This is a genomic window from Streptomyces sp. NPDC088923 (assembly GCF_044749745.1).
GTDB lineage: Bacteria > Actinomycetota > Actinomycetes > Streptomycetales > Streptomycetaceae > Streptomyces.
The window spans coordinates 1,170,970-1,187,686 of sequence record NZ_JBIVIO010000001.1 but is presented as its reverse complement, the minus strand read 5'-3'; the positions used below and the strand labels follow the sequence as shown (position 1 = coordinate 1,187,686).

Annotated in this window: 16 protein-coding genes and 3 pseudogenes; 9 read left to right on the top strand and 10 right to left on the bottom strand. The window is 71.8% G+C overall.

Features of this window, described 5'->3' with window-relative positions:
- Positions 1-54 precede the first annotated feature (54 nt).
- From ACIP4O_RS05650 to ACIP4O_RS05630, 5 genes and pseudogenes are all read left to right on the top strand, one after another.
- A complete protein-coding gene (locus ACIP4O_RS05650; protein ID WP_401571850.1) occupies positions 55-486 on the top strand; it encodes an adenylyltransferase/cytidyltransferase family protein in 432 nt (143 codons plus the stop codon).
- Between the two features lie 236 nt (positions 487-722).
- Positions 723-1,000: pseudogene (locus ACIP4O_RS05645) on the top strand (arsenic resistance protein); the annotation flags it as partial.
- A gap of 34 nt (positions 1,001-1,034) precedes the next feature.
- Positions 1,035-2,059, top strand: a pseudogene (locus ACIP4O_RS05640) (NAD(P)-binding domain-containing protein).
- A gap of 125 nt (positions 2,060-2,184) precedes the next feature.
- Entirely contained in the window at positions 2,185-2,661 is a 477-nt protein-coding gene (locus ACIP4O_RS05635; protein WP_401571847.1) for a hypothetical protein, read from the top strand.
- Positions 2,662-2,709: 48 nt separating this feature from the next.
- Positions 2,710-3,348 (top strand): hypothetical protein, encoded by a 639-nt coding sequence (locus ACIP4O_RS05630; protein WP_401571845.1) that lies wholly within the window; start codon positions 2,710-2,712, stop codon positions 3,346-3,348.
- Between the two features lie 20 nt (positions 3,349-3,368).
- On the opposite strand, the gene ACIP4O_RS05625 is transcribed toward ACIP4O_RS05630, so the two are convergent.
- The 6 genes and pseudogenes from ACIP4O_RS05625 to ACIP4O_RS05600 all read right to left on the bottom strand — a co-directional run bounded on the left by ACIP4O_RS05625 (position 3,369) and on the right by ACIP4O_RS05600 (position 7,863).
- Positions 3,369-3,548, bottom strand: coding sequence for a hypothetical protein (locus ACIP4O_RS05625; protein WP_401571843.1), 180 nt, complete (start codon positions 3,546-3,548; stop codon positions 3,369-3,371).
- Positions 3,549-3,554: 6 nt separating this feature from the next.
- Positions 3,555-3,716, bottom strand: coding sequence for a hypothetical protein (locus ACIP4O_RS05620; protein ID WP_401571840.1), 162 nt, complete (start codon positions 3,714-3,716; stop codon positions 3,555-3,557).
- Between the two features lie 448 nt (positions 3,717-4,164).
- Positions 4,165-4,317: pseudogene (locus ACIP4O_RS05615) on the bottom strand (DUF255 domain-containing protein); the annotation flags it as partial.
- Between the two features lie 204 nt (positions 4,318-4,521).
- Positions 4,522-5,379, bottom strand: coding sequence for an aldo/keto reductase (locus tag ACIP4O_RS05610; RefSeq protein WP_401571837.1), 858 nt, complete (start codon positions 5,377-5,379; stop codon positions 4,522-4,524).
- Positions 5,376-5,744: a cupin domain-containing protein gene (locus ACIP4O_RS05605; protein WP_401571835.1), complete on the bottom strand. Its 369-nt coding sequence runs from the start codon at positions 5,742-5,744 to the stop codon at positions 5,376-5,378. The genes ACIP4O_RS05610 and ACIP4O_RS05605 overlap by 4 nt, the downstream gene beginning before the upstream one ends.
- 523 nt (positions 5,745-6,267) lie before the next feature.
- Complete coding sequence (locus ACIP4O_RS05600; RefSeq protein WP_401571832.1) at positions 6,268-7,863, bottom strand: FAD-dependent monooxygenase; 1,596 nt, start codon at positions 7,861-7,863, stop codon at positions 6,268-6,270.
- 80 nt (positions 7,864-7,943) lie between these two features.
- Between ACIP4O_RS05600 and ACIP4O_RS05595 the strand changes: the two genes are divergently transcribed.
- A complete protein-coding gene (locus ACIP4O_RS05595) occupies positions 7,944-8,384 on the top strand; it encodes a MarR family winged helix-turn-helix transcriptional regulator (RefSeq protein WP_401571829.1) in 441 nt (146 codons plus the stop codon).
- Positions 8,385-8,533: 149 nt separating this feature from the next.
- Here ACIP4O_RS05595 and ACIP4O_RS05590 read toward each other — a convergent pair whose 3' ends face one another.
- Both ACIP4O_RS05590 and ACIP4O_RS05585 read right to left on the bottom strand, forming a co-directional pair.
- Positions 8,534-9,124 (bottom strand): TetR/AcrR family transcriptional regulator, encoded by a 591-nt coding sequence (locus ACIP4O_RS05590; protein WP_401571827.1) that lies wholly within the window; start codon positions 9,122-9,124, stop codon positions 8,534-8,536.
- Positions 9,125-9,299: 175 nt separating this feature from the next.
- Positions 9,300-10,205, bottom strand: a complete 906-nt coding sequence (locus tag ACIP4O_RS05585; protein WP_401571824.1) for a cyclase family protein — start codon at positions 10,203-10,205, stop codon at positions 9,300-9,302.
- A gap of 168 nt (positions 10,206-10,373) precedes the next feature.
- Between ACIP4O_RS05585 and ACIP4O_RS05580 the strand changes: the two genes are divergently transcribed.
- The 3 genes from ACIP4O_RS05580 to ACIP4O_RS05570 all read left to right on the top strand — a co-directional run bounded on the left by ACIP4O_RS05580 (position 10,374) and on the right by ACIP4O_RS05570 (position 15,223).
- Positions 10,374-10,961, top strand: a complete 588-nt coding sequence (locus ACIP4O_RS05580; protein ID WP_401571821.1) for a YdeI family protein — start codon at positions 10,374-10,376, stop codon at positions 10,959-10,961.
- Between the two features lie 143 nt (positions 10,962-11,104).
- Complete coding sequence (locus tag ACIP4O_RS05575) at positions 11,105-11,746, top strand: RraA family protein (RefSeq protein ID WP_401571818.1); 642 nt, start codon at positions 11,105-11,107, stop codon at positions 11,744-11,746.
- Between the two features lie 201 nt (positions 11,747-11,947).
- Positions 11,948-15,223 (top strand): tetratricopeptide repeat protein, encoded by a 3,276-nt coding sequence (locus ACIP4O_RS05570; RefSeq protein WP_401571815.1) that lies wholly within the window; start codon positions 11,948-11,950, stop codon positions 15,221-15,223.
- 134 nt (positions 15,224-15,357) lie between these two features.
- On the opposite strand, the gene ACIP4O_RS05565 is transcribed toward ACIP4O_RS05570, so the two are convergent.
- Positions 15,358-15,612, bottom strand: a complete 255-nt coding sequence (locus ACIP4O_RS05565; RefSeq protein WP_361331465.1) for a hypothetical protein — start codon at positions 15,610-15,612, stop codon at positions 15,358-15,360.
- The gene (gene mca, locus ACIP4O_RS05560) at positions 15,613-16,494 is read right to left on the bottom strand and encodes a mycothiol conjugate amidase Mca (protein WP_361331463.1); all 882 of its coding nucleotides are present in this window, start codon (positions 16,492-16,494) and stop codon (positions 15,613-15,615) included.
- Positions 16,495-16,717: the final 223 nt, after the last annotated feature.

The following is a 16,717-nucleotide window of genomic DNA, read 5'->3' as shown; positions in this document are numbered from 1 at the left end:
GCCATGCGAAGAGTTTCTGCAGAAATCCGGGCGTTCGAGTGATTGGAAGAAAACATGTCTCGTGTTATCGGATATGCGTCGGGTGTGTTCGACCTCTTTCATGTGGGGCACGTCAACATCCTGAAGCACGCCCGTGCTCAGTGCGACTACCTCGTCGCGGGCGTACTGACCGATGAGGTCGCAGCGCACAAGGGACATCCTCCTTTCGTGCCGCTCCATGAGCGGCTGGAGATCGTGCGGTCGATGACTTACGTCGATGAGGCGATAGTCGACACGACCTTGGAGAAAATGGAAGCCTGGCGCCAGGTCGGATTTCACCGGCTGTTCAAAGGGGACGACTGGAGGGGGACCCCGCGAGGCGATCAGTGGGAACGGGAGTTCGCCGCGGTCGGCGTCGAAGTGGTGTATCTGCCGTACACGATGCACGTTTCCAGTACGGAACTACGCCGACTGATCGACAACCTGGCCGTGCAGCAGGACTCCTGACGCGAGCCCTATTCAATGGTGGCACGACCAGGGCTCCATGCGACTACGCCGAAGCCCTGGTCCAGCACATGCCACCGCCTGAGACGGGGATAGGACGCGAGAGTCTTCACCCGGAAAGTGCGCCTCCAGCAGTGGCAGCAACAAGGACCTCGACAAACCTCATTCTTGCTGGTCAGAGGAATTATTCGCTTACCTGACCACCGTCGGGCAGTCCGCTTCATGAGAGCGCGAGGCCAATCGCGCTGCCGCTGCTGGTGTACTTCGCGATCATGTTCGCCGGGACGCTCCTCCTCGGCAAGGGCCTCGGCCTCGCCTACGACCACGCGGCCACACTCGCGTTCACCTTCGCGGCAACAACTTCGAACTGGCCATCGCCGTCGCCATCGCCACGTTCGGCGTCACCTCCGGCAAGGCCGTGTCCGGCGTCATCAGCCCGCTGATCGAAGTCTCGGCCCTGATCGGGCTCGTGTCCGTCGCAGTCGCCTGGCGCCGCAGGTTCGCCCCGACGCGGTGACCACAGCCCCGTAACCGACCGTGCGGATGCGGCAGTGATCGGCGGCCAGGCAGGCTCGCCGCCGGTTACCACCTCCGCCGCCAAGGACTCGGCTTCGTCGTCGTGGACGCAGACCCGGCGCCGGGCAGGTCCTGGCAGCACATGTGGGGCTTCGGCCGATCACTCCTCGCTACCCGGACGGCTCACGCCTGCCCAGCCCGGCCAGTCCTGCACGGACGCCGGACACGTGGTGGACTACCTCACCGACTACGAGCAGCGCTACGACCTGCCCGTCCAGCACGGGGTTCGTGTGCACGCCGTACACCGCGACGGCGACCGGTTCCCGGCCGAAACAGGCTCCGGCACCTGGCCGGCCGCGGGGTCATCTCCGCGACCGGCGCCGGGTCCCGGTTCCCTTCCCGCGGTCCCCGACCGCACGGCATTCGCCGGCTAGCAGCTCCACACGGTGAACTACCGCTCACCGGCCGACTTCACCGGACGGCGCGTGAACGTGGTCGGCGGCGGGAACTCCGGTGCGCAGATCGCCGCCGGCCTCACCCTCGACGACCGTCCCCACGTCCTCTCGGTAACCCAGCGGCCCCCGCGGTTCCTGGCCGACGACATCGACGGCCGCGCTCGCCCTGTTCGACGTCGCCACCGCCCGCCGCCGCACCCTCGACATCGGCAGGTCCAACACGGGCGGTATGGCCGCTCTTGGCGACATCGTGGCCGTCCCGCCGGTCCGCGCTGCTCGCGCTGCCCGCGACGCCAGACTGCTGCATGCGAAGCCGATGTTCGCTCGGCTCACCACCGACGGCGTCCAGTGAGCCGACGGCAACCACAGCTACGCCGACGCCGTCATGTGGTGCACGGGCTTCCGCCCCGCACTCGCCCCCTCGTCCCCTAAACCTGCGCGGCCTACGCCGGCACATCCCCGCCCACGGCACACGCGCACCGGGCGAACCACGGCTCCACCTGCTCGGCTACGGCGACTGGATCGGCCCCGCCTCCGCCACCCTCATCGGCGTCGGCCGCCCCGCCCGCGACGCCGCCCGGCAGATCACCGACCTACTCTCCTGACGGCCCCTCGGGCGCGCTTGCGTGCGGCGCCCGAGAATCTTCCACATACGCAACGACTTCCACCTGTCAGTGGCCTCGGCGACAATTCTGCACACACAGCATCAGCCCACCCGGGGGAGAACTGCATGGACACGGACGAGTTCTTTCGCGGCACGCCCGAAGCCATCGTGGAGTGGTCCCACTTCCGGCCGGGTGAGTGGGTGTGCCAGCTCTGGGAGCTCAACGTCGAGCTGATGGAGGAACTACGGTTCGGCCCGCTGCCCTCCCGGCCCGACCTGGACGTGGCCCTGTCCCTGACACGGTTGCTACACGAAGACTTCGTCTCCCGAGGCACCCACCACGACGAGCGCATGAACGACGAGGAAGTGGCCCTCGCCGTCAAAGCACATCGGGCAGTCCTCGACCGACTGGGGGTAGAACCGCCCAAACTGCCGTTCCGGCACCACAGCGGGTTCTTCGACTACTGGCGCAAGAACGACATGTCCGGCAGCTGGCAGGCCCGCCGTGACTGCATCGAAGAGCTGCTCGGTCCCACCCGGGAGGCACTGGATGAGCTGCGGGAGATCGAGTACGAGCAGCGGTTCAAGAACGGCCCCCGATGAACCTTCAAGAACCTCATCTTCGCGGCCGTCGGTCCGAAACCGAAGATCGTGCTGCGGGACGCGGTGAACAACGATGTGGAGATCGTCCAGAACGCGCACAACTGCCTCGTGTACAGCGACCCGCTTTCTGCACATGGCCTGACCTGGCGCCAGCTGGTCCGCTGGTGGCGGGCAGACCGCATGCCGTCCGCCGATGAACGCACGGCTGCCGACGCCCTGTACCGGCACCTCTACCGTTCGCTGGATTCCCTGCCCGAGCAAACGGTCTTGCACACGTACTGCGCCCGCTACGCCGAGCCGGCCGGGTTCGAGCTGCCCGCGCTGATCCCTCAGGTCTACCTGCACTACGACCCCTACACCCGCAAGAGCGGTGCACACAGCGGCTCTCTGTACCGGCAGCGCATGGACTTCCTCCTGCTGCCCCCCGACCGCTCCCGCATCGTCATCGAGGTCGACGGAGCCCACCACTACGGAACCAAGAACAAGCCCGACACGAAAGGCCGTAGCACGTACACCGCCTCGCCCGAGCTCTACTCGGAGATGGTCGCCGAAGACCGGCGCTTGCGCCTGGCCGACTACGAGATCTACCGCTTCGGTGGCTGGGAACTCACCCGGCCGAACGGCTCACAAATCATCTCTGACTTCTTCACCGAGCTACTCGCCCGGCACAAGAAGCCGACACCGTAACGGCAGGAGAATCGGGATCATCAGGTGCCCGATTCCATCGCCCCGAGGTACTCGCTCTGCCAGTCCGCGTACACGCTCAGGTGGAACGCGTAACCGCCCCACAGCAGGTGTGCCAGCTTGTGAAGTTCGTTCACCTGCTCGTAGAAGTTGACGTTCTCCTGCACAGGGCGCGCGGCAGCACGGTAGTCTCCATGGCCCACGATGGCCTACCGGAAGGTCTCCCCGGTCGCATCCTCGCTGTCCAGCCAAGCCAGCTGACTCCACGACTCCGGATCGATGCGCCGCTCTACTTCAGGAAGATCCAGCAGAGCCAGATACCGGTTGAGGCAGTCCGCCAGCTTCCTGATGATGTGCGTGCGCAGACGCACGTCCAACCTCTCGGGGCTGGTGTCCTCTTCCCGGTCCGGCAGTTACGTCAGGGCAAGCGGCGACTGAAGCACCGACGAGCAGCGTGTGCCCTCCGCGGCGAGGACCGACGGCTCGCCTTCTCACCGCGCCGACGACCACCGCGGCAGCCCTCGCACCCTCCCCAGCGCCGCCCTGGCCCCGGGCCCCTCGGCGGATAGAGACAACTCTTCCCTACGCTCGCCACCATGTCCGTGGCTGCCGGAGGCCAGCGCTCAGTCATCTCGCCATGCAGCTGGTTGGCGAACACGCCCCGCCCCAACGGCTCGCGCAGGTCTCGCGTCGAACGCTCGACCCGACGGAGATCGAAGTCGGAGGGGCGGTCATCCTGTGAATTACCACCGCATGAGACCGACTCCCCCGATAGTAGAGATGTCCGCAGACTCATGGATAAAGTGCTAGTCACTGCCACCAGTGGCAAGAGGCATAACCGACCGACAGCAGGATGGGGACGTCGCGCCGCTCGGCTTCTGTCATCGCCCCCTCTCCCCAGGGCCACCAGTCCACTGGGTTCGAGGCGTGCTGGAGCAAGTAGGGCGACTGCTCGTCAGCCAGTCGGTTCATGCCGCCATCGTCGCACGTCTCCCTCAGCGTGGTGGTCCGCACATCCCGGGCGTGCTCGGACCGCTCGGCGAGGGGACCGCGCGTTCTTCCGCCCCGTCCGCGCCCGGGGAACCTCTCCACCCGGCGTCGACACCGTCGGCGCCGGGTGCTCCGGCCCGGTTCGTCATGGCCCGCCCGGGTGGGCGGGGTGGCGCTCGTGCGGTGTCACTTGCCGCTGTAGACGGGGAAGGCGGTGTGTTCGCCGTAGTCCACGTCGCGCAGGTCTCGCAGTACGTCCATGTCGTCGCCGGAGATCTCGAAGTCGACCTCGGCGTTGGACCGCATGTGCGCGGGGTTCGCCGTCTTGGGCAGCGACACCGTGCCCAGCTGAAGGGTGTAGCGGACGCACAGCTGGGGCACGGACACGCCGTACCGCGCGGCCATCGCCTGGACCTCGGCGTTCTTCAGGATCGCGCCGTGGGCGATCGGCGAGTACGCCTCGACGAGGATCTGCTTGCTCTCGCAGTAGGCGAGCAGGTCGGAGGGGGTGTTGCCGGCGTGCACGAGCAGTTGGTTGACGTGCGGGACGACGCTCGCGCTCGACAGGATGTTCTCCACGTCGTGCTGCTGGAAGTTGGAGACGCCGATGGAGCGGATCTTGCCGGCCCGGTAGGCGTCCTCCAGGGCACGCCATGCCGCGCGGTTGCCCTCGGCGTAGTCGCCGCCGCGGAAGTCGTCCCACGGCTGCGGGCTGTGGATCAGCATCAGGTCGACGCGGTCCAGACCCAGCTTCTCGAGGGAACCGTCGATCGCGGCGAGCGCCTGGTCGTAGTCCTTGATCTCCGCGGCGAGTTTGGTCGAGACGAACAGCTCTTCGCGGGGCACGCCCGAGGTGCGCACTCCCTCACCGACGCCTCGCTCGTTGCCGTACGCCTGGGCGGTGTCGATGTTGCGGTAGCCGATCTCGACGGCCGCGCGGACGGCGTCGGCCGCCTTGTCGTCGTCGATGAACCAGGTGCCCAGCCCGAGTCGGGGGATCTTGACGCCGTTCGACAGGACGTAGTGCTCGTTCAGGATGCTCATGCGGTCGCTCCGTTCTTCGGCAGCCGCCCGTACACCTCGTCGGTGACCGGCTCCAGCCATTCGTTGCCGACGTCCTCGCCCGGGGTGATGAAGGCGATGTGGGAGAACCACGAGTCGGCCTTCGCGCCGTGCCAGTGCTTCGTGCCCGCCGGGACGCGGATCACGGTGCCGGGCTCCATGCTCACGCGGTCCTCGCCCTCGGCCTGGTACCAGCCGCTGCCCGCCGCGCACAGCAGGACCTGGTCACCGCCGCCGCCCGTGCCGTGGTGGATGTGCCAGTTGTTGCGGCAGCCCGGCTCGAAGGAGACGTTACTGACGGGTACGCTTCCCGAGGGGAAGATCTGATCGAATCCGTTGTCAGCCATCTCGTTCCTTCCTTTCTGTGCCGCGAAACCCCCCGCGCGGTCTACTTCGCCATGACCTGGCTCCCCACGATGGTTCGGACACGGGACGCGGTACCTCTCACCATCGGCCCAACCGGGCCGGGCAGCATCCGTAGAGGGGTTCCACCATCTGCCGGACCGGACGGCTCCGCTGCCACCGCCGGTGAAACGGCAGCTCACAGGCGTGCGGAAGTGCTGCTGTCACCGGTACCGGCAGGCCGCTCCGCCCGCCCGGGGCGGCAACCACCGACCGCACGGACCGCGCCCCGCAGGTTGACGCCCTGGACGGGGTCGAACCGCTCGACGCTCTCGTCGGCGGCGTCGCAGATCAGCGCGAGCGCCCGGTGTCCGTCGTCGGTGAGTTGCTCGACGGCGGGCGTTGACGCGTCCTCGCCGCTCTCGGCGAGCGCGACGGCAGCCCCGGAGGCGGTGTAGGCGCCTTGGGGTACGGGGCCGGGGGCGCCCGCGCACGGGCTCGGTCGTCGTCGGGGCCCCCGGCCGGGGGTCAGTGCCGCGCCGGGGGAGACGTGTGCAGGCCGGTCAGCCGGTCCAGGGCGGCGCGGAGGCGGGCGGTACCGGCGCCGCGGGCGCTGAGGTAGCCGTCGGGCCGTACGAGGAGCCAGTCCCCGTCGCCCGCCGCGAGCGTGTCGCGGACCACGCCGTCCGGGTCCCACACGCCGCGCTCGTCGTCCGGACGGTGGCGGCTGATCTTCACGGGCTCCACCCAGTCCGGGAGTCCGGCGGCGGTGACGTCGTCCGCCCCGGCGTCCTGATCCCCGGCGAGGACGAGCAGGTGCCAGGCCGGGGTCCTGAGCCGTGCGCGCAGGCTTGTCCACCCGGGTGACTGGGCGTCGGCCGCCCAGATCCGGGTGAGCCGCTCGCCGGGACGCGGGCCCTCGCCCGGCTCGTCCTCGGGGACGGTCAGCGGGCTGTCGGGATAGGCGATGGCCAGTCCGGACATGTTCCGGATGAGCTCGTGCTGGAACGCGCGCATCGACTCGGCGGATTCCGGGGCCTTCCCGCCGGCGGTGTCGACCATGACGGTGCCCATGACCTCGCTCGTGGAGGCGAGCAGGGCCTGGCCGATGGGGACGCGTTCGGCGTCGTAGGTGTCGAGCAGGGTCGCGTCCGCCTGGCCGTGGACGACCATGGCCAGCTTCCAGGCGAGGTTGTAGGCGTCCTGGACCCCGGTGTTGAGGCCCTGCCCCGACGCCGGGGAGTGGACGTGGGCGGCATCGCCCGAGACGAAGCACCGCCCGACGTGCATCGCGGGTACCGCCCGCTGCTGGATGGTGAACTTCGACGCCCAGGTGGGGTTCTCGACCACGGTGTCGCGCTCCAGGGCCCGCGACAGCTTGGTGCTGAACTGCCGGGCGATCTGCTCGGGGTCCTCCGGCCGCCCCTCACCGCTCGTGTCGAGCAGCCGCCACTTGCCCGGCTCCGGGAACGGGAACAGCATCAGCGCGCCGCCCGGCGGGAACAGCCAGTGCACGCCGTCGCGGTCGACATCGGTGCGTACGACCGCGTCGGCGATCAGCCAGGTGTGGGCGGCCTCGCCCTTCAGGGGCAGTTCCAGCGCCTTGCGGACGGTCGAGTGCCCGCCGTCGCAGCCCCACAGGTACCGGGCGCGTACGGTCTCCCGCTCCGCGTCCGGACCGTCACCGCCGCACAGGACGGCCGTGACGGCGTCCTCGTCCTGCTCGAACGACTCCAGCCTCGTGTCCCACTCCACCGCGACCCCGGCGGAGGCGGCCGAGGCGCGGAGCACGCGTTCGATGATCACCTGGTCGACGTTGAACATGTACGGGAACCGGGTCGGCAGTCCGGCGAAGTCGAAGTCGAGCCGCGTCCCGCGCCCGCCCTGGTGGCGGACGAAGGTGTTGATCCTCGTGCCGTGCGGCGCGATCTCACCGACGATCCCGAGCTGGTCGTAGATCTCCAGGCTCCGCGCGTGGGCACCCAGTGCGCGGCTGGTCGTCGCGGGACCGGCCGCGGCGTCCACCAGGCGGACCGACACACCCGACTGTGCCAGCCGTGAGGCGGCCATCAGTCCGACCGGTCCGGCTCCCGCCACCAAGACGTCGACGTCATAGCCTGTCATGCGACCACGCTCCCAGTGTTAGCTTTGCTGACACTGGGACTGTAACTCCCGGAACGCCCGGGCGAGGAGAGGTGTGAGCCATGACGGCCGAAGATCGCCGCACCGCGTACCTGCCGCTGCCGCTGCTCCTGCAACGCGGCCAGCGGTGGTTCTCCGACGAGCTCGTGGCACGCCTCGACGCGGCGGACGTGGCCCCGACCACCCCCGCGCACACGACCGTGCTGGCGCACCTGAGCCAGGACACGGCACTGAGCATCGCCGAACTCGCCCGCCGCTCCGGGGTCAGCCGCCAGACGATGCACCGCGCCGTCACGCAACTCATCGACGAGGGCCTCCTGAGCAGCACACCCGGGCCGGGCTTTCCGCGCAGCACCCTCATCGGGCTGACCGCGGCGGGCACCCGGCGCCGCGACCTCGCGCTGGGAATCCTCCGCGACCTGGAACGGGAACTCGGCGAACGGCTGGGCCCCGGGACGCTGGAGGAACTGCGCGAGACGCTGGCGCGGGCGTGGCAACGGTGACGGGGGCGAAGCCGAAGCGGGGGTGGCGGCGCTGACGCGGGCGTGGCCGCGCTGAACGCGTACGCGGTGGCGCGGACGCGGACGCGTCCGCGCCGGGAGGGCTCAACGCACCCCCGCCACCGGCCCGCCCGGACCGGGCCGTCCGCCGCTCACCGGCCGCGCAGCCCCCTGACGACGAGGGCGGAGACCGCCTCCGCCGCGTCCCGGGTGCCGGGGCGGGCCCACTCGGCGGCGAGCAGGGGGTGGTGGAAGCGGGCGGTCGCGTCGAACACGGCCCCGGCCGTCGCGGCGGGGTCGGCGGCGGTGAACTCCCCGTCGGCGATGCCGTCCTCGATGATGCCGCGCAGCTGGCCGAGCAGGTCCGCGAGGTGGTCGGCGACGGCCTCGTTGTGCTCGGCCGTCAGGATGCGGTACGTGGCGAAGAGCTGCGGGTCGTCGCCGGTACGGGCGCGCATCTCGATGAAGAAGCGGGAGAGCCAGAGGCGCAGCCGCTCGGCGGGAGGGGTCCGGGTGTCCCCCGCCACCGGGGCCAGGGCGTCGGTGATGCGCCGGAGCCAGCGCCGGGTGACGGCCTCGCGCAGCGCGGCCTTCGAGCTGAACCGCCGGTAGACGCTGGCGTGGCTCACGCCGAGCACCTGCGCCACGTCCAGGACCGTGGCCTTGGCCGGTCCGTGGCGGCGCAGCACCTCCTCGGTGGCCGACAGGATGGTCTCGACGTCCAGGGACGTGGGTTGCGTCATGGGCGTTCTCCGTTCCGGGGGCGGCCGACCGCGGCCCGGCACCGCGGACGCCCCCACCGCAAGAGCGTCGCACGCCGCCCGGCCGCCGCCCCGGTCACAGGCCCCCGGGTCGCCCTTCCCCGTCGCGGGCCCCGCGTCGCCCTTCCCCGTCGCGAGCAGTCGCGGCCGCCGCCATTCAGAAGACCGCGAGCGGATTGACCGGCACTCCGGTCATCCCGTGGATGCGCGGCGGCGCCAGCGTCAGCAAGAAGGCGTAGCGGCCCAGCTCCGCGCACACGGCGGCCAGTTCGTCGACCTCCGCCGCGTCGACGAGGGGCATGCCGGTCAAGGCCAGCCCCACCTGGTGCAAGGGCAGGGGGTGGCGGGGGTCGAGCGGGGGATACGCCTCGCCCGCGTCACCGGCGTAGAGGGAGGCGCCGCGCCGGTGCATCCAGCGCACGGCGTCGAGGCTGATACCGGGGGTCGGCCGCCGCTCGGGGTCGGGGCCCGGCGCCCAACCCAGCCGCACCACCAGCGCGTCGCCGGGCTCCAGGCGGACCCCCTGACGCTCCTCGGCCGCTTCGAAGTCCGCGCCGGTCACCGCGTGAGCGGACGGGAGCGATCCGTCGGCGGCGAGGTCGAGCAGGACACCGCGGGTGGCGATGCCCGCGGCGAACGCCGTGGTGGAACCGTGCCGTACACCGGTCGGCGTGACGCTCTCCCGCCGGGACCGGCCGGGATAGACGCGTCCCTCGTGGGCCATGTGCGCCACGGCGTCCAGGTGCGTGGAGCGGGGGTGGTGGTTGGTGACCGTCATGACGTCCGCCGAGGCCGCCCCGTGGCTGCCGGTGTCCATCATGACCAGGGTCACGGCGGAGGCCGCCTGGGTGACCGGGGCGAAGGGCCCGGCCGCCACCGGCGTGGGCTCCACCGGCCGGGCCAGCGACACCGTGCGGCCGGTCCGCACCTCGGCGGCGCCCCGCGCCCGTACGTCGTCGGTGATGAGATTGAGGGTGCCGAGTTGGTCGTCGTCGCCCCACCGCCCCCAGTTCGTCGGCAGATCCGCTTCCTGGCCGGCCTCGCGCGCTCGCTGCGTGTCCATGGGGCGACCGTACAAAAGTGCCGTACAGAGTTCAAAGAATGTACGGCCACCGCTCCCGCGCGGAAGCCTCCGAGGGTGCGGTTTCGGCCATCCGGCGCGGGCAGGGGCGACGACCGCTCGGGGGCACGTCATTGACCCGCGTCCGGCGGGTGGCCTTGGATACCGCGTATGGCTGAACCATCGAGCGCGCTGGACCCCGTTCTCGGCTTCGCCACGCAGGCGGACTGGGAGGAGTGGCTGGAGCGCAACCACTCCGCGGCCAAGGGGCTGTGGCTGCGCATCCCGAAGAAGGGCTCCGGACTCACCGGCGTCGACTACGCCACGGCCCTGGAATCGGCGCTCTGCTACGGCTGGATCGACGGACACAAGAAGAAGCTGGACGAACGGCACTGGTTGCAGCGCTTCAGCCCCCGGCGGCCCACGAGCAAGTGGTCCCAGGTGAACCGGGACAAGGCGTCCCGCCTCATCGAGGAGGGGCGGATGCGCGCGCCGGGGCTGGCCGAGGTCGAGAGGGCCAGGGCGGACGGCCGCTGGGACGCGGCGTACGCGAGCCCGAGCAAGGCCGTGGTGCCCGAGGACCTCCGGGCCGCGCTGGACGCCGTCCCCGCCGCCGCCGAGTTCTTCGGCACACTCGACAGCGCCAACCGCTTCGGAATCCTCTACCGCGTCCAGGACGCCAAGCGGCCGCAGACCCGCGCGGCCCGGATCGAGAAGTTCGTCGCGATGCTCGCCGAGGGCAGGAAGCTCCACCTCTGACGGACTGGGCGCCCACCGCGGCGGCGCACGGCGGACCGTCCCCCGCGCCTTGTGGCGTGCCCGCACTCCGGCGCACGTCACAGGTGGCCCCGCCCGCGCCGGTGGCATGATCCGTGGTGGCCACACCGAGAAGGAGAGCGCGCATGAGTGACGTCGTCGAGTCCGCGGGGTTCGGGGAGTTCGGGGAGGTGCCGTCGACCACGCTCGCCGAGGTGCTGGGCGGGGCGCAGGTCATGGACCTGGGGATACGGCCGCTGTGGGGGCCCGGGCCGCGGCTCGCCGGGCCCGCGTACACCGTGCGGTGCGTGCCCGGGGACAACCTCATGCTGCACGCGGCGATCTACCGGGCGGCGCCCGGCTCGGTCGTCGTCGTGGAGTCCGGGGACCTCAAGTACGCGCTGGCGGGCGGGAACGTGTGCGCCGTGGCGCGGCGGCGCGGCATCGCCGGGTTCGTCGTGGACGGCGTGATCCGCGACCTCGGCGAGGTGCGCGAGGCCGGATTCCCCGTGTACGCGCGGGGGATCGTGCCGGTGCCGGGGACGAAGAAGGGGCTCGGCTCGCTCGGCAAGGAGGTGCGCTGCGGGGGCGTGGGCGTACGGGCGGGGGACATCGTCGTCGCGGACGAGGAAGGCGTCGTCGTGACGCCCGCCGGACGGGCGGCCGAGGTGCTGCGCGCGGCCCGGGAGCGGCTGGCCAAGGAGGAGACGCAGTCGCTCGACGACTGGGAGGCGCAACACCGGGCGAAGGTCGAGGAGGCGCTGAAGGCCGTGGGGTACACGGACTGACGGCGGTCCGCTCCCGCGCCGCCGTGGGGTACACGGACTGACGGCGGTCCGCTCCCGCGCTTGCGCCCGTACCGCGCCAAGGCCCCCTCCCCGCCCGCCGGAAGGTGCGAACAGCTCCAGTTCTGGGAACCGTTCTCGCATCTGTGTGCGACGACCGTGGTAGAGGCACGGGGGAGACGCGGGGGACGGGAAGGGGTCGGCATGGCGCGCGAGTTGGCGGGGCGAGTGGGGCTGCGGAACGAGCACCGGGCCGAGGCGGAGCGGCTGTTGACGCGTTCCGTGGACGAGGAGGTGCGGCGCGGCGGCGGGAAGCTCGACGCGAGCGTGCTGCTCGGGCGGGCGCTGGCGGCCATGGACGAGTGGACGGCCCCGGCGGCGGAGGAGTACGCGGCGTACACGGCCGCGCTCGACGAGGCGGCGGCGGGCGCGGTCAGCATGTCAACGGCGTTCTCGCCCCGCGCGCTCGGCGGCCCGCTGCTCGTCACGGCGACGGCGACGGCCGCCGCCTTCGTCGCGGACGTGGTGCTGGGCACGGGGGTCGGGCCCGCGGTCGGTGCCGGGGCCACGGTCGCCGCGGCGGGCGCCGCGACGACCTTCGTGAGGGCGACGGCGGGGTACTGGCCCGCCGCGCACCACCGGGCCGGGGCCCTGGGGCAGCCCGGCGGCCTCGAACAGGCCCGCTTGCAGTGGCTCACGGCGCTGGAGGTACGGGGCATCCGCCCGTACCTGGACCGCCAGCGCCTGCTGGCCCGCAGCGTGGCGGCGGGCGCGGGCGGCGGGAGCACCGGGCGGCGCTCCGGGCTCGTCCGCACGACGGATCGGGGCGCGGCGGCGCGGCGGCGCTCGGTACTGGAGCGGTCCTTCTCCCATCTGCCCGAGGCGGAGGGGGTTTTCGCCGGACGGCGGGCCGAACTCGCCGAGATCGAGCGGCTCGTGCGCTCCGCGCGCGCGGCGACGCGGACGCGGCCGGTCGTCGTGGTGCTGCACGGGGAGCAGGGTTCGGGCCGCACCACGCTCGCGGTGCGGGCCGCGCACGCGCTGCGGGACCAGTTCAAGGGCGCGTGCGTCGTGGACCTGCGCGGCGGCAGCCCGGAGACCCCGCCGCTCCCGACCCGCGACGCCCTCATGCACCTGCTCAACCGCCTCGGTGCCCCGCGCGAGCAACTCCTCTTCCGGGACCGCAGCTCCCCGGAGCAACAGGTGCGGAAACTCACGGAGTTGTACCGCAAGCACCTGCACGGGCTGCCGGTCGCGGTGATCCTGGACGACGCCTTCGACGCGGCGCAGGTACGCGCGCTGCTGCCCGAGCACTCCGACAGCCTCGTCCTGGTGACGGCGCGCGAACCGCTGGACCTGGTGGACGAGCACGCGGACTCCGAGACGGACGAGGGCACTTGGGTGCACCAGTTCCCCGTGGGGGCGCTCGAAGCGGCGGGTGCGGAGGAGGTCGTACGGGCGAGCGCGGGGCCGCTGCCGGGGCCGTACGACGCCGAAGCGATGGACGAGATAGGTGAGTTGTGCGGTGGGCTGCCGCTCGCGCTGCGGCTCGCGGGCTCGGCGCTCGCCGCGCGCGGCCCGCGCGGACTCGTCGCCGGCCTCGCCGCGTACGGCCCCGTCGCGCCCGTGGAGCGGGCGCTGTGGCTGCGGTACACGGACCTCCCGCCCGAGGGTCAGCGGCTGTTGCGGCGGCTCGCGCTCGCGGGGCGGGCCTCGCTCGGCGCGGGCGCGGCGGCCGCGCTGCTCGACGTGCCGGAGCGGACGGCGACACGGCTGCTCGCCGAGCTGGCGGCGGCGGGGCTCGTCGACCACGTACGCGGGGACAGGTACCGACTCCACGACGTCGTACGGGCGTTCGCGCGCACCCGGCTCGCGGACGAGGAGGAGGCGGCGGAGCGGACGGCCGCGCTGGAGCGGCTGATCGTCGAGTACGGCGAGCTGGCGGACGCGGTGATCCGGCTCGTGGACGGCAAGACCTCCTCGCGTGTGGGTGCGCCCGGTCCGCACGGATTCGCCTCGCTGGAGGCGGCGTTGAGGTGGCTGGACGAGGAATCCAGCTTCATCACGGCGGCGTTGCGCCAGGCGGAGGGGGTGGATCAGCGGGCGGTGCTCGATCTGCTCGGGGCGCTGTGCGACTACTGCCTGCTGCGCGGGGACCTCTACCGCCTGGGTGAGATCAGCGAGTTGACGGAGGCCGTGGACAAGGGGCTGCTCGGGCGCTCGGTGCAGTGGCGCAAGGGCATCGCGGCGCGGCAGCTCGGCGAGCTGGACACGGCCCGTACGACGCTCGCCTCCGTCGTCGACCTCTACCGCGAGGCGCGCAACGAGCCCGGCACGGCGCGCGCGCTCGGCTCGCTCGGCATCACCCTGCACCACCAGGGACGGTTGCCCGAGGCGGCCGAGAAGCTGCGCGAGGCGGTGGCCCTCCAGAGCGGCCCCGCGCTCGGCGGCGACCGGGGCTGGACCCTGCACGCCCTCGCCGCCGTGGAGCGCGACCGGGGGTACCCGGGCGAGGCGCTCACGCTGCTTCGCGAGTCACTCGACCTGCACCGCGAGAACGAGTCGGTGCACGGACTCGCCTGGGCGCACTACCAGTTGGGGCAGGTGTGGCTGCGGCTCGACGAGGTCGCGCGGGCCTCCGAGGCGCTCCGGGAGGCGCTGGAGCTGTACGGGCGCACGCGCGACGGACGCGGCGAGGCGTGGGCGCTGACCCAGCTCGCGCGCGGTGAACTCGTCGCCGGGGACTCGGCCGCGGCCGTCGAGGGGCTGCGTGCCGCGCTGAGCCGCCACCGCGAGAACGAGGACGCGCGCGGCGAGGCGTGGACGCGGTACTACCTGGGGCAGGCGCTCGACGCGGAGGGCGTCGGGGACCCGGCGCTGCGCGAACTGGAACGGGCGCGCACGATGTTCTCGCGGATGCGGGACGTGTACGGGCTCGCCTGCTCCCGGCACCACTCGGCGCGCCTCACCCGCGACCACCGCGCCGTCCGCACGGGTTCGCTGCGCAACAGCGGCTTCGCGCGCCAGCTCCTGATGGACGCGCGCGCGGACTTCCAGCGCATGGCGCTCGCGCACGGCGAGGCGTGGACGTGTCTCGAACTCGCGGTCATCGACGCGGGGAACGCGCGGCTCGCGCAGGCGGTCGAGCTGACCGAGGAGGCGGACCGGCTCTTCGGCTCGTACGGGGACCGCAGGGGCGAGGACTGGGCGCGCTTCCTGCACGCCTCGCTGCTCCCGTACGCGTCGGCCGGCGGCTTCGAGGTGGGCTCGGTGGTGGCGGAGGAGGAGCTGACCGCGCTCGCGGCGGCGGCCCACCCGGCGCGCGACGAGGCGCTCGGCGGCTACGTGGAGAGCTACCGGCTCCTGCTCGGCCGGGGCGCGGTACCCGAGGACGGCTGGCAGGGCTGGCGCCTCGGCATGATCCCGGGCCGGCACGCGCGGGAGGTCATGGGGGTGGAGGCGACGCGGGCGGGGTGGTGAACGGGGCGCGCGTCCCCGGGCCGGGGCAGGGCGGTACGCCCGCGGAGCGCGGCGCTCGGGCGCGTACCGCCCGTACCGCCGCGCCCCGCCGCACGGACGACTCCGGCCCGGGCCGTACCGGCCCCCGCGGGCCCTCAGCCCCGGCGGGCCGAGCCGGCCTCCGCCTTCGAGGACGTGGGGCTCTCCTCGGGGGTGCCCGGCTCCTCCGGCTCCTTGAAGTCGACCTTCCGCATGTGCTTGTTCATGGACTTCATCAGGGCCCAGACTCCCACCGCCATGACCGCGAAGACGACGAAGCCGAGGAGACCGGGGGTCACCTTGTCGGCGTCGACTTCGGCGAGGGGGACGAAGTGGATCATGGCCTGGCCTGCGCTCGCGCTTCCGCTCATTCAGCCATTGTCACGGATGCCCGCGAAGAGGTCGTCCTCGGGGAGGGACGTTTCGACCAAAGACTTCGCCAGCTCGAAGTCCTCGGTCGGCCAGACCTCCTTCTGGATCTCCATCGGGATGCGGAACCAGCCGCCGTCCGGGTCGATCTGGGTGGCGTGCGCGATGAGCGCCTTGTCGCGGATCTCGAAGTAGTCGGCGGCCGGGACGTGCGTGGTCAGCGTGCGCTCCTTGTGGCCCGACTCCTCCCACCGCTTGAGCCAGTCGCCGTACGGGGACTCCAGGCCGCGCGCGAGGAGCGCCTCGTGCAGGGCCTCGGTGCGCTGCCGGTTGAAGCCCTGGTTGTAGTAGAGCTTCGCGGGCCGGAAGACCGGGCCGAACTCGGCCTCCGGGTAGCGCTCGGCGTCGGCCGCGCCCTCGAAGGCCACCATGCTGATCTTGTGGGTCATGATGTGGTCGGGGTGCGGGTAGCCGCCGTTCTCGTCGTAGGTCGTGATGACCTGCGGACGGAAGGAACGGATCTCGCGCACGAGCCGCCCGGCCGCCTCCTCGACGTCCACGAGCCCGAAGCAGCCCTCCGGGAGCGGCGGCAGCGGGTCGCCCTCGGGGAGGCCGGAGTCGACGTAGCCGAGCCAGGTCTGCCGGATGCCGAGGATCTCGCGGGCCTCGTCCATCTCCTTCCTGCGGACCTCGTGGATGTTCTCCTCGATGTAGGGGTCACCCTGGAGCTTCGGGTTGAGGATGGACCCGCGCTCGCCCCCGGTGCAGGTGACGACCAGCACGTCCACCCCCTCCGCGACGTACTTCGCCATCGTGGCGGCGCCCTTGCTGGACTCGTCGTCGGGGTGGGCGTGCACGGCCATCAGGCGCAGCTTCTCAGTCAAGACTCGTTCCTCAGGTATTCGTCGCGACGACCGCGATCCTGCCGTTGATCCCGCCGCGCGCGGCCTGGGGGCGGGGTCCGGCCGGCCGGGCAGGGGCTTCTATAGTGACGGAACCGGCAGGCGGAAAATTCCGGCTTCCGCGCATCGGGAACACGCCGCGTGGGGCGGCGCGCACCGGTGGCCACGGGCGACACGCACCGAGGACTCGGGCGAAGGGACGATC